Consider the following 12,457-nt stretch of genomic DNA (forward strand, 5'->3'; position numbering starts at 1 on the left):
CGATGATAATGGGCCGCGCACTTGACGGCTTGCGCTCGATCAAATCCTATCCGCCGCGACCTTCCGGAGTTTCGTTCATGTCCGTCGACGACAGGCCTACGCTCAGCGCTCCCGACGACGATCCCTGGCTCTGGCTGGAGGAGATCGAAGGCAAGCAGGCGCTCGATTTCGTCACGCGGCAGAACAGCCTGACGCTCGACGCGTTCGGCGGGACCGCCTTCGCGCGCGACCGCGACATGCTCGCGGCGATCTACGATCGTCCCGACAACATTCCCTATGTCAGCCGGCGCGGCGACGAACTGCACAATCTCTGGAAGGACGCCACCAACCCGCGCGGCTTGTGGCGGAAGACTTCGCTCGCCGAGTTTCGCAAATCGCATCCCGCGTGGGAAATCCTGCTGGACGTCGACCAGCTCGCGGCACGCGAAGGCGAGGACTGGCTGCTGAGCGGCATCACCACTCAGCCGGGAAGCGCGCGCGCCATTTTGAGTCTGTCGCGCGGCGGCAGCGACGCCGTCACCTTGCGGGAATTCGACCTCGGCACCAAGAGTTTCGTGGCGGACGGATTTGCGCTGCCGGAAGCCAAGGGCGGCGCCGATTGGCTCGATGCCGACACGCTGCTGCTGTCGAGCGCCCATGGCGAAGGCATGGCGACGAGCTCGGGATATTCGCGAACGGTTCGCCTGTGGCGGCGCGGCCAGCCTGTCGATCAGGCGCAAATGATCATCGAGACCACGGCCGATCATATGGCGATCTCCGGCATCGTCGACGACACCGCTGCGGCCCCGCGCAGCTGGATCGTCGACCAGATCGACTTCTTCAATCATGCGCTCTGGCTGCGCGACGCCGACGGCACGACGACGAAGCTCGATCTGCCGACCGGCATCTGGTTGCAGGCGCATGGCGACTGGTTCGCGATGAAGCTGCGCGAGGCCTGGTCGATCGAGGGCAGAACCTATGCCGCCGACACCGTGCTCGGCATCTCGCTCCCGGCCTTCCTCGCCGGCAGCCGCGATTTCGCGGTGCTGTTCGCGCCCGAACCTCGCCGTGCCCTGCAAGGCCTGTTCTGGGCCGGGGGCAGGCTGGTGCTGTCGATCCTCGACGAGCTCCAGCCGCAATTCGAGATCTGCACGCCGTCCGCCACAAGCTGGAGCCGCGAATCACTTGGCGGCCTGCCGCAGATCGGCGTGGTCGACATCTGGCCGCTGGATCGCCATCCCTCCGAGAGCAACGGCGACCTGCTTGCCAATGTGCAGGATCCGCTGACGCCGCCGTCGCTGCTGCTCATCGAGCGCGGCGTCGCGAGCCCGATCGTGCTGAAGCAGGCGCCGAAAACATTCAACGCCGACGGCCTCGTGGTCACCCAGCACGAGGCGATCTCGATCGACGGCGAGCGCATTCCCTATGTGCAGACCGGCCCCGCTCGCGAGACCGGCGATGCACCGGTCTATATGAGCGCCTATGGCGGCTTCGGCCTCGCCGTGAAGCCGTACTACAATTCGTCGCTCGGCAAGCTGTGGCTGGAGCGCGGCGGCACCACGGTGCAGGCGAATTTGCGCGGCGGCGGCGAATTCGGTACGCGCTGGCACGATGCGGGGCGATACGCCGGCAAGAAGCTGTCGCACGATGATTTCGCCGCCGTTGCCGCCGATCTCGTCCGCCGCGGCGTGACGACGGCAAAGCGCATCGCCGCGCAGGGCGGATCCAACGGCGGCATCCTCATCACCAACATGCTGGTGCGATACCCCGAACGTTTCGGCGCGCTGTTCTGCACCATCCCGCTGATCGACATGCGCCGCTACACGAAGCTGCTCGCCGGCGCGAGCTGGATCGCGGAATATGGCGATCCCGACAAGCCCGAGGAATGGGACTGGCTGAAGACCTACTCCGCCTATCACAACGTCAAAGCCGGCCAGCCCTATCCGCCGATCCTGATCGCCACCACGCGGCGCGACGACCGTGTCCATCCCGGGCATGCGCGCAAGATGGCGGCAAAGCTCCAGGCCATGGGCTACGAGGCCTGGTTCTACGAGCCTGAAGCGGGCGGCCACGGCTACGGCAAGGACAACAAGGAGCGCGCCGGGTTCGAGGTGATTGGCTTTCGGTTCTTGAAGGACAAGATCGGGTGGAAGGACGGCGAGGGCTGACGACCTCTTGATTGAATCAGTGGGAGCGCAGCAGGCGGTGCACCTCGCCCGCTTGCGGGAGAGGTCGGCGCGAAGCGCCGGGTGAGGGTTCTATCCTCTAGGGGATACCCCATTGCGGAGACACCCTCTCCCCAACCCTCCCCCGCAGGCGAGGGAGGGAGCGCAGCGCCGTCTGGGCTTAGCGCGAAAACACCAGCGTGAGATTGTTCGCTGGCATGTCAATGGTATCGACAAGGCGAAGACCTGCGCCGCGCGCGAGCGCCTCGACATCGGCGATGTCACGCACGCCCCAGTCGGGATTGCCTTCACGCAAGGAGGTGTCGAACACGGCGTTGCTGAGCGCGATGTGCTTGCCGCCGCGCTTGAACGGGCCGTAGAGGAACAGCTTGCCGTCGGCCCGCAAATAGCGGCCGGCGCCGGCGAACAGGCCCTCGGCGACGCTCCATGGCGCGATGTGGATGACATTGGCGCAGAACAATGCGGCAAGACTCGACGGTGCCTGCCCGCTTTTCATCTCCGGACACCAGTCCGGATCGGTGAGATCGATCCGCAGCGGCGAGCGGATGTTTTTCAGGCCTGAATGAACACGCCAGGCCTCGATGCTCTTGAGGTGGCGCTGGTTGAGATCGCTGGGCCACCAGATCAGGCCAGGCGTGTGACGGGCGAAGTAGACCACGTGCTGGCCGGTTCCGCTGCCGAGCTCGACCACGTTGCCGGTGCAGCCGGCGAGATGCTTCTCCAGCGCCGCCCAGAGCGGCTCGTGATTGCGATGAAATGCCGGTGCATCGAGCCGACCATCCGACTCGACCCGACCGCCATCCCTGCCGAATTCGACGACATATTCAGCCAAGTGAGGTCCCCTTGAAAAAACGAGAACGCGATGAAAACAGGTTGAGCGCCCAAACGCTCGGGAAACAGCCGGCCCGCGCCACAGCCCTTAACTCTCGGGCCAAATCGGCTGAACAAATAATCTCATTAGTTGCAATGGGGAAGATATTAACTTCATTTTGTCGCGTGCATAGTCTTGATTGTCAGGCGGTGCCCTTTGTGCTTTGGAAACGCTTCTATTTCGCGATCGAGACCATCGATATAACGCCTCGGAATAACGCCGTGACCGCCTTTTCCCGGACACCCGTTCTGTTCATCTTGCTGGCCATTGCCGCCGGCCTCGCCAGCCCGGCGTGGGCGCAGTCCGCTGTGGCCGACGGCCAGAAACTCGCTTTCGACCGCGGCAAGGGCAATTGCCTGACCTGCCACGTGATCAAGGGTGGCGACCTGCCGGGAACGATCGGGCCGGAACTGAAGGACCTCAAGGCCAAGTACCCCGATCGCAACGAGCTGGCCGCGATCATCTTCGACGAGACCAAGCGCAATCCGCAGACCATGATGCCGCCGTTCGGCCGGAACCGGATTTTGACCGAACAGGAGATCAGCGCGATCGTTGATTTCCTGCAGACCCTGTGACTTCAGGCACGCCACGAGATTTGGTTGGGAGACCCGAGATGACCACACTCACCGGCCCAAGCGCGACGCGGCGCCTGATCCTTCAGGGCGCAGCCTCGGTCGCGCTGCTCGGCCTCGGCAATCTGCCGTTCGGCGCCGCGCCCGCGCGCGCTGCGGCCAACGACAAATATCCCGAAGAGGCCTTCAAGCAGAAGAGCGAGGCGGACGCCATCAAGGCGCTGTACGGCAAAACCGCCGAGCCGTCCGACAAGGTCAAGCTGGACGCCCCCGAGATCGCCGAGAACGGCGGCGTGGTGCCAATCTCGGTGGCGACGACGCTCGACAAGGTCACCTCGATCTCGTTCTTCGTGGCCGAGAATCCCAGCGCGCTGGCCGCGTCCTACAGGATTCCCGAAGGCACGATCCCTGCTGTCGCCAACCGGCTGAAGATGGCCAAGACCACCAACGTCGTTGCGATCGTGGAGGCCGACGGCAAGCTCTACAGCGCGACCAAAGAGGTCAAGGTCACCGTCGGCGGCTGCGGCGGCTAAGCGAGGAAGATCGAGATGGCATCCAGCATTCGCGTCCGCGCCACCGCCAACGGCGACATCACCGAGGTGCAGGCGCTGATTCAGCACCCCATGGATACCGGCTTCGTCAAGGACGCCAAGGGCGAGCTGATCCCGGCGCATTACATCCAGCAGCTGAAATTCGAATGTAACGGCAAGGACGTCTTCGTTGCCGATTGGGGCACCGCGGTCTCGAAGGACCCCTATGTCAAGTTCAGCTTCAAGGGGGCCAAGAAGGGCGACGATCTCAAGGTCTCCTGGACGGATAACAAGGGTGCGTCGGACACGACCACCGCGAAGATTTCGTGATGAAGGCCCGCACCTCCATCCTGCTTGGTTCGTTGAGCGCCGCGCTCGTCGCGTTGGCCCTCACCTCTCCGCGCGTGGTGGCGGCCGACAAGGTCGATCCCGTCGCCGATGCCAAGGCGTTCCAGAACTTCTTCTTCCAGAAGTTTCCGACCGTGAAGCACGAAGATTTCGTCAACGGTCCTTATTCCATGAACGAGGATATGAAGCGGCAGTGGCAGGAGAAGGAGGAATTCCCGCCCTACGAGTTCGCGCTCGACGCCGGCAAGGAAATGTTCGCCACCCCGTTCAAGAACGGCAAGACCTATGCCGACTGCTTCCCGAACGGCGGCATCGGCATCCGCCAGAACTATCCTTATTTCGACGAGAAGGAAGGCAAGGTCGTCACGCTGGAGCTGGCGCTCAACCGCTGCCGCGAGGCCAATGGCGAGGCGCCCTATTCCTACGTCAAGGACGAGATGGCCTCGCTCACCGCCTACATGGCCTTCACCTCGCGCGGCAAGCCGATGGACATCAGGATCCCCGACGATCCTCGCGCGCTCGCGGCCTTCGAGAACGGCAAGCGCTATTTCTACACCCGCCGCGGCCAATTGAATTTCTCCTGCGCGAGCTGCCATGTGCAGAGCCCGGGCGAGCGCATCCGCGCCGAGATCCTGGCGCCGGCGCTCGGCATTCTGAACGCGATGCCGATCTACCGCTCCGAATGGAGCGGCATGGGCACGACCAGTCGCCGCTTCGTCACCTGTAACAGCCAGACCCGCGCGGTTCCGCTGGAGCCGCAGGCGGATGAATATCGCGACGTCGAATATTTCCTGTCCTACGTCGCCAACGGCCTGCCGATATCGGGACCGGGAGCGCGGCCATGAAGCGGTCGCTTGCTCTCGCCGTGGTGCTTGCCTTGCCGCTCGCTCTGAGCCTCGCGCCGGCGGCGCGTGCGGCAAACGAGGCGGATTACAAGGCGGCCTATGCCGCCGCCGAGGCCTCCTCCAAGGAGGCCGCCGGCATGCGCAACCAGTGGACCGTGACCGTCTCGACGCTGGCCGCCGCGAAGAAGGCGGCCGATGGCGGCGATTACGACCGCGCCGTGGCCGCAGCCAGGGAGGCCGAGGCGCTGGCGAAAGCGTCGATCTTCCAGGCGATTTCCGAAAAAGAAGCCTGGAAGGCGATGGAAATCCGCTAGACTGTTCGCTTGTGCAACAGCCTTGCGGCCATGAGAGGGCGCGGAGAATTTCTGGATGGCGATCCGCCGCCGCGATTTCCTGAAGAATGCAGGCCTTGCTGCCGCATCGCTTAGCCTGCCACGGCTTGCGCGCGGTGCTGAGGCCGCGAGCATTTACGACATCGAACGGTTCGGCAATGCGCGCATCCTTCACCTCACCGATACGCATGCGCAACTCAATCCGGTCTATTTTCGCGAGCCCAGCGTCAATATCGGGATCGGCGAGATGGCGGGACGGCCGCCGCATCTGGTCGGCCGCGCCTTCCTCGACCGTTTCGGCATCAGGCCCGACAGCGCGGACGCCTATGCCTTCAGCTGCTTCGAGTTCGAGAAGTCCGCAGGCCGTTTCGGCAAGCTCGGCGGCTTCGCCCATCTGAAGACGCTGATCGACCGCTTGCGCGGCGATGCCGGCGAAAAACACTCCATGCTCGTTGACGGCGGCGATCTCTGGCAAGGCACGGGACTCGCCAACATCATGCAGGGCCGCGACATGGTCGAGGCCGCAAACCTGCTCGGCATCGAGGCGATGACCGGGCATTGGGAATTCACCTACGGCGAGCAGGCGCTGCGCGACAATCTCGCGCGCTTCAAGGGCGAGTTTCTGGCGCAGAACGTCTTTCTCACGGAGGAAGCCGCATTCAACGACGCCCCCGCCTTCGACAAGGCGACGGGGCGCGTGTTCAAGCCCTCCCTGATCAAGGAGCTCGGCGGCCATCGCGTCGCGATCGTCGGCCAAGCCTTCCCTTACGTGCCGATCGCGCATCCCAAACGGTTCACGCCGGACTGGTCCTTCGGCATCCGCGAGGAGGAACTCCAGAAGCATGTCGACCGCTTGCGCGGCACCGACAAGGTCGATGCAGTCATTCTGCTGTCGCACAACGGCATGGACGTCGATCTCAAGCTTGCAAGCCGCGTCACCGGCATCGACGTCATCCTCGGCGGACATACCCATGATGCGATCCCGCAGCCCATCGCCGTGAAGAATGCCAGCGGCACGACGCTCGTCACCAATGCCGGCTCCAACGGAAAATTTCTTGCCGTGCTCGATCTCGCGCTCGAAAAAGGCAAGGTCGGCGACGTCAAATATCATCTGCTGCCGGTTTATTCCGAGCTGTTGAAACCCGATCCTGGGATGGCCGAACTGATCGGCCGGTTGCGGGCGCCCTTCGCTAACGACTGGTCGGAAAAGATCGCGACGCCCGATCGCCTGCTGTATCGCCGCGACAATTTCGCCGGCCCTGTCGACGAGCTGATCTGCAGCGCGCTGCGCACCGAGCTCAACGCCGAGATCGCGCTGTCGCCGGGCTTCCGCTGGGGCGTCACCGGGCTGTCCGGCCAGGCGCTGACGATGGAGGATTTGCTCGCGGAAACCGCGATCAGCTATCCCGAGACCTATGTGCAGGAGATGACCGGGGCCCAGATCAAGGACGTGCTGGAAGACGTCTGCGACAACCTCTTCAATACCGATCCCTATTACCAGCAGGGCGGCGACATGGTGCGCGCCGGCGGGCTCAGCTACACCTGCATGCCGACGGCGGCGATCGGCGGCCGCATCTCGGAGCTGAAGCTCAATGGCGGCAAGGCGCTCAGTGCCAGCCACCGCTACAAGGTCGCGGGCTGGGCCTCGGTCAACGGCCAGCAAGGCGCGCCGGTGTGGGATGTGGTGGCGAAATATCTGCGGTCCGGCCGGATGTTTCAGGAGCGGCTCGGCTCCGGCGTCACGCTAAAGGGCGTCGAGGGTAATCCGGGCATTGCAGGACAGGGATGATGCGGTCGCAGCGATGCTGCTGGCGCTGCTCGCCTGGGCGGCGGTGATGCCGCCGGCTTTTGCGCAACAGGTGCCGCTCCAGGACAAGCCGTTCGCCGAGCACAAGATCGTGCTGCAGCTCTCTGATGGCGATGTCAGGAAGCAAGCTCTGGTGCTCAGCGTCGCCAACAATTTGCTGAAGGCCTACGACCCCGACAAGGTCGCAATCGAGGTGGTGGCCTTTGGTCCCGGCATCGATCTCCTGTTATCAGGCAGCGAGCGCCGCAAGCAGGTCGAGAGCCTGATCGCGCAAGGCGTCCGCTTCGACATCTGTCTCAACACCGTCGACACGATCGAGCGGGAGACGGGCAAGCGGCCGGAGTTCATCTCCGGCGCCACCCCGGTGCAGGTCGGGGTCGGGCAGATCCTGTTTCTCAGCGAGAGCGGGTACACATTGGTGCGGCCCTGAGCCTTTTGTCGGGGCAAAGCGTCGCGGCACAGTCGGTGTCATCGCCCGCGAAGGCGGGCGATCCAGTACTCCGAGACGGCGAGGGGTACGGAAGGGGGCGCGGCGTACTGGATTCCCCGCCTGCCGCCTTCGCTAAAGCTTCGGCGCCCTGGACCTCAACCTCGGCGAAGCCTTGGCGTAGCCGGGTCGCGGGGAATGACAGCGGTGGCCAGGTGACGCCCACTCGCCGGTCACAGGAATAAAAATCTTCCAAATTTTCTTGCTTGCACAGTGAATTGCTTCTCTTGTGAGCCCGAAATGTAGTAGAATCTCCGGGTAATTCACGCCGGGTCTTGCCATGATCTTCCGTCAGCTCTTCGACAGTGTTTCGGGTACCTACAGCTATCTCCTGGCGAGCCGCCCCGGCGGCGAGGCGCTGATCCTCGATCCCGTCCTGGAGAAGGTCGACCGCTACTGCCAGCTGCTGCGCGAGCTCGATCTCAAGCTGGTCAAGGCCGTGGACACCCATCTCCATGCCGATCATGTCACCGGCCTCGGCGAGCTACGCGACCGCACCCATTGCATGACCGTGATGGGGGACCAGACCAAGGCCGACGTGGTGGCGATGCGGGTTGCCGACGGCGACAAGGTGACGATCGAGGGCCTGGCGCTCGAGGTGATGTACACGCCCGGCCACACCGACGATTCCTATTCCTACTTGATGGGCGACCGCGTCTTCACCGGCGACACGCTGCTGATCCGCGGCACCGGCCGCACCGATTTCCAGAACGGTTCTTCGCGCGCGCAGTATGAGTCTATTTTCAATCGGCTGCTGAAGCTGCCCGACGAGACCATGGTGTTCCCGGCGCATGACTACAAGGGCGACACCGTCTCCACCATCGGCGAGGAGAAGCGCTACAATCCGCGGCTCCAGGTTCGCTCGGTCGACGACTATATCGAGCTGATGGCCAATCTGAAGCTGCCCAACCCGAAGATGATGGACGTCGCGGTGCCCGCCAACATGCATGTCGGCCTGCACCAGGAGGAGCTGGAGAAAGAGGGCCGCGCGCTCCGTGCCGTCGAGGCGATCCGCAGCCTCGGCCGCCCCGATATCCTGCTGGTCGATTTGCGCGAGACCAATGAGCGGATGAAGCACGGCATGCTCGAAGGCGCGCTGCATACGCCCTATCCATCCGTTGAAGACAGCCTCAAGCCCGGCGGCATGCTGCGCGAGGTCGCGGCCGCCACCGGCCGCCGCGTCGTGTTCTTCTGCGCCTTCGGCGAACGCTCGGCGATGGCTGTCGCCGCCGCCAAGGAGGCGGGGCTCACCAACACCGCCCACATCGCCGGCGGCATCGACGCCTGGAAGAAGGCCGGCGGGCCGGTGGTGCACTGACGACTTGAGATAAGTCAGGAACCGCACATATCTTCCGGATAGGATCGGCCGCAGCATCACCATCCGGGACCAGCCATGGCCAAGATCGGCAAGCCGAGCGCGCCGCCCAAAATTGCGGACGACACGCCAGCAAAAGACAAGGCGAAGAAGCCTCCGCCTCCGCGCGACACCGAAGACGATGATTACGAAGACGGCGACATCGCGACACCAAAGCGAGACCGCTACGGGCCGGATGACGAGCCGTTTTGAGGGCTCGGCTCTTGCCTCGCTCTCAACTGTCGTCCTGGCGAAAGCCAGGACCCATACCGCGTGATCTCTCGATCGTGGATGGTCGCAGTACCGGACCACGAGTTTTCGCCAAACTGCTTCCTGGGGTAATGGGTCCTGGCTTTCGCCAGGACGACGGCGGGGAATCTCCCGCCCGCGCTACTGCCATGCGCCTGCGTTCATGGACAAATAACCGCTCTGCCCGATAGTTTGCGCGTCTCCAAGGGACGTGAAACGGAACTGCAATGGTCGACGTTCTCGCCGCACCGCAACAAGGCAAGGCGGACAGCGCGCTACGCACGCTGACGGGAATCTCGATCGCGCATTGGGTCAGCCATTTCCATCTGCTGGTCCTGCCGATGCTGTTTCCGTTCCTCAAGAATCAACTCGGCGTCGGCTATGTCGAGCTCGGCTTTGCACTGACCGTGTCGGCCGTGGTCTCGGGGCTGACGCAGGCGCCGACCGGCTATCTCGTCGACCATTTTGGTGCGCGAAGAATCCTGCTGGGCGGCCTCACGCTTGGCGGCCTCGCGCTGATCCTGCTCGGCCTGCACCTCAGCTATGCCTCGCTGATCGCCTGCGCCGTGCTGCTCGGGCTCGCCAACAGCGTCTACCATCCCGCCGATTACGCCATCCTCGCCGAGCACATGGACGAAGCGCGGATGGGCCGCGCTTTCTCGATCCATACCTTTGCCGGCTATTTTGGCGGCGCGGTGGCGCCGGCGATCGTCGCCGCGATGGTCACCGTATCTAGCGGTGCCGGTGCGCTGATCGCATCCGGCGCGATCAGTGTTCTGGTCGCGCTGTTGCTGGTGACGATGAACATTCCCGATGCCGGCGCGCACAAGACGAAGCCGGGCACCGAGAACGCACCAAAACAAGCCGTGATCACGCCGGCGCTGATCACGCTGACGGCGCTGTTCATGCTGCTCAGCCTGTCGGTCGCCGGCATCAACAATTTCGGCGTGGTGGCGCTGATGAGTGGCTATGGCGTGACCTATTCCGCGGCCAATGTCGCGCTCACCGCGTTCCTCGGTGCAAGCGCCGCCGGCGTGCTCGCGGGCGGCTTTCTCGCCGACCATACCGAGCGCCACGGCTATGTCGCCGCCGCCTGCTTTGCCGCGAACGCGGCGATCGTGCTGCTGATCGCGCTGGTCACGCTGCCGGGCTGGGCGCTGACCGCCACGATGGCGGCAGCGGGTTTCCTCTCCGGCGTGATCGCGCCCTCGCGCGACATGCTGGTGCGCAATGCCGCCCCTCCCGGTGCTGCGGGGCGCGCCTTCGGCATCGTCTCCACCGGCTTCAATCTGGGCGGTATCGTCAGCCCGCTGCTGTTCGGCTGGATCATGGACCAGAGCGCGCCGCATTGGGTGTTCGGGGCGTCGGTGATCTTCATGGTCGCGACCGTGGTGCTGTCGCCGTTCACGGAGCGGAAGCGGCCAATCGCTGCTTGAGCAACAAGCTCAATTGTCGCCCCGGCCTTGCGCGCAATTGCGCACAGGGGCGGGGATGACGTTGTGATTGGGTTGACTGAAGTGGCCCCTTACGTCGGCGATACCGCGCCCTTCAGCGCGCTGGCCTGCGGCGCGGCGGTGCCGGTCAGCCTGGCCTTTTCCGTGTTCGGCCAGAGCAGGAGCAGCCCGAGCACACCGGAGCCGACCATGATCGCGGCGTTGATGGTGAAGCCGGTCATGTAGCCGTCCAGCATGCTGCCGGCGCGCTGGATCACGGTGCCCATCACGGCGGGCGCGATGATGCCCGAGAGCGTATAGAGCGCGCCGTAGATCGCGAGGATCGCGCCGCGCTGCGACGTCGGCGTGAACTCGCCGAGCATCGGCGGGCAGACCACGTAGATCGCTCCGCACAAGCCCGTTCCAACCACAAGCAAGGTGAGCTGAAAGCCCGCGCCCTGGACATGCGGCATCGCGGCCAGGATCAGGCCACCGATGACCAGCGGCACGGAGCCGAGCACGCCGCGTGCGACGCGGGTGGTCGAGCCGCGGGCCATCATCAGTTGCGAGATCCAGCCGGTCAGGATCACAATGGTGGCGCCGAACACCCAGGGCAGGGTCGAGATCCAGCCGGCCTGGCTCTGCGAGAAGCCGAGGCCCTTGATGATGAACGGCGTGAACCAGGTCAGCCCGAGCGACAGCGCCCAGTAAGCACCGAAGGTCGCCGCGACGCAGCCGAGGAAGGTGCGCGAGGTGAGCAGCTGAAGGTAGGGAATCTTCGTCTCGGCCGCAGCCTGAGCCTGTGTGTCCTCCAGCGGGCCTTCCTTGCCGAATGCGAGCCAGGCGCAAACCCAGATCAGGCCGACGACGCCGAGCGCGCCGAACGCATAGTGCCAGGAATGATTGACGATGATCCAGTTCAGCGCCGGCACAGCGAGGATGACGCCGAAGGCCGAGCCCTGCGACAGGATCGCGGTCGGCAGCGTCCGCTTCTCGTCGGGAAACCATTTGTAGATCGCATGCGCAGCGACCGAGAAGGCCGGGCCTTCGCCGGCGCCGAGCACGATGCGGCAGATCAGGAGCGTGGTGAAGGAGACGGTGCCGACCATCGGAAACTGCGCGAGCGCCCAGACCACCGCGAGCGCGAGCAGCACCCAGCGCGTTGGCACCTTGTTGACGATGAAGCCGACCACGATCGCAGAGATCGAGAACAGGAAGAAGAACGACGAGCCGAGCAGACCGAACTGCTCGGGCTCGAGCTTCAGCTCAGTCATGATCGGCACGCCGGCGAGACCGACGACGATCTTGTCGGCGAAGTTCACCAGCATGAAAAGAAACAGCAGAAATGTAACGGTCCAGGCGCCCTTAGGCGTTCCAGTCGTCTTGCCCGCCACCTCGGGCGTTCCCTGAGCGCTCATCATTCTCCCCGTCGTCCGTTTTTGGCACTTTTTTGATGTAGTCCTC

General features: G+C 64.3%; 13 protein-coding genes. 11 read left to right on the forward strand and 2 right to left on the reverse strand.

Annotation, left to right across the window (positions count from 1 at the left end):
* Positions 1 to 77: 77 nt before the first annotated feature.
* Entirely contained in the window at positions 78 to 2,147 is a 2,070-nt protein-coding gene (locus ABIB90_RS03180; protein ID WP_354200174.1) for a prolyl oligopeptidase family serine peptidase, read from the forward strand.
* Between the two features lie 178 nt (positions 2,148 to 2,325).
* Here the strand turns inward: ABIB90_RS03180 and ABIB90_RS03185 are convergent, their stop codons facing one another.
* Complete coding sequence (locus tag ABIB90_RS03185; protein WP_007598007.1) at positions 2,326 to 2,997, reverse strand: DUF938 domain-containing protein; 672 nt, start codon at positions 2,995 to 2,997, stop codon at positions 2,326 to 2,328.
* Between the two features lie 260 nt (positions 2,998 to 3,257).
* On the opposite strand from ABIB90_RS03185, the gene soxX reads away from it, so the two are divergent.
* The 10 genes from soxX (at position 3,258) to ABIB90_RS03235 (ending at position 10,996) form a co-directional block, all read left to right on the forward strand.
* Positions 3,258 to 3,611, forward strand: coding sequence for a sulfur oxidation c-type cytochrome SoxX (gene soxX / locus ABIB90_RS03190; protein ID WP_219682792.1), 354 nt, complete (start codon positions 3,258 to 3,260; stop codon positions 3,609 to 3,611).
* Positions 3,612 to 3,649: 38 nt separating this feature from the next.
* Positions 3,650 to 4,141, forward strand: a complete 492-nt coding sequence (soxY, locus tag ABIB90_RS03195; RefSeq protein WP_007598010.1) for a thiosulfate oxidation carrier protein SoxY — start codon at positions 3,650 to 3,652, stop codon at positions 4,139 to 4,141.
* Positions 4,142 to 4,156: 15 nt separating this feature from the next.
* Entirely contained in the window at positions 4,157 to 4,468 is a 312-nt protein-coding gene (gene soxZ, locus ABIB90_RS03200; protein ID WP_204513134.1) for a thiosulfate oxidation carrier complex protein SoxZ, read from the forward strand.
* Positions 4,468 to 5,331, forward strand: coding sequence for a sulfur oxidation c-type cytochrome SoxA (gene soxA / locus ABIB90_RS03205; RefSeq protein ID WP_354200175.1), 864 nt, complete (start codon positions 4,468 to 4,470; stop codon positions 5,329 to 5,331). Before soxZ ends, soxA begins: the two co-directional genes overlap by 1 nt.
* Positions 5,328 to 5,645 (forward strand): hypothetical protein, encoded by a 318-nt coding sequence (locus tag ABIB90_RS03210; protein ID WP_007598015.1) that lies wholly within the window; start codon positions 5,328 to 5,330, stop codon positions 5,643 to 5,645. The genes soxA and ABIB90_RS03210 overlap by 4 nt, the downstream gene beginning before the upstream one ends.
* A gap of 55 nt (positions 5,646 to 5,700) precedes the next feature.
* Positions 5,701 to 7,452, forward strand: a complete 1,752-nt coding sequence (gene soxB, locus ABIB90_RS03215; RefSeq protein ID WP_354200176.1) for a thiosulfohydrolase SoxB — start codon at positions 5,701 to 5,703, stop codon at positions 7,450 to 7,452.
* A gap of 13 nt (positions 7,453 to 7,465) precedes the next feature.
* The gene (locus tag ABIB90_RS03220; RefSeq protein ID WP_354200385.1) at positions 7,466 to 7,900 is read left to right on the forward strand and encodes a DsrE family protein; all 435 of its coding nucleotides are present in this window, start codon (positions 7,466 to 7,468) and stop codon (positions 7,898 to 7,900) included.
* Positions 7,901 to 8,237: 337 nt separating this feature from the next.
* On the forward strand, positions 8,238 to 9,275 hold the full coding sequence (locus ABIB90_RS03225) for an MBL fold metallo-hydrolase (protein ID WP_219685507.1): 1,038 nt from the start codon (positions 8,238 to 8,240) through the stop codon (positions 9,273 to 9,275).
* A gap of 75 nt (positions 9,276 to 9,350) precedes the next feature.
* Positions 9,351 to 9,524, forward strand: coding sequence for a hypothetical protein (locus ABIB90_RS03230; RefSeq protein ID WP_007598023.1), 174 nt, complete (start codon positions 9,351 to 9,353; stop codon positions 9,522 to 9,524).
* Between the two features lie 263 nt (positions 9,525 to 9,787).
* Positions 9,788 to 10,996: an MFS transporter gene (locus tag ABIB90_RS03235; protein ID WP_354200177.1), complete on the forward strand. Its 1,209-nt coding sequence runs from the start codon at positions 9,788 to 9,790 to the stop codon at positions 10,994 to 10,996.
* Between the two features lie 89 nt (positions 10,997 to 11,085).
* Here the strand turns inward: ABIB90_RS03235 and ABIB90_RS03240 are convergent, their stop codons facing one another.
* Positions 11,086 to 12,411, reverse strand: coding sequence for an MFS transporter (locus ABIB90_RS03240; protein WP_007598027.1), 1,326 nt, complete (start codon positions 12,409 to 12,411; stop codon positions 11,086 to 11,088).
* Positions 12,412 to 12,457 lie beyond the last annotated feature (46 nt).

The sequence above is a fragment of the Bradyrhizobium sp. JR4.1 genome, assembly GCF_040548605.1.
Lineage (GTDB): Bacteria > Pseudomonadota > Alphaproteobacteria > Rhizobiales > Xanthobacteraceae > Bradyrhizobium > Bradyrhizobium canariense.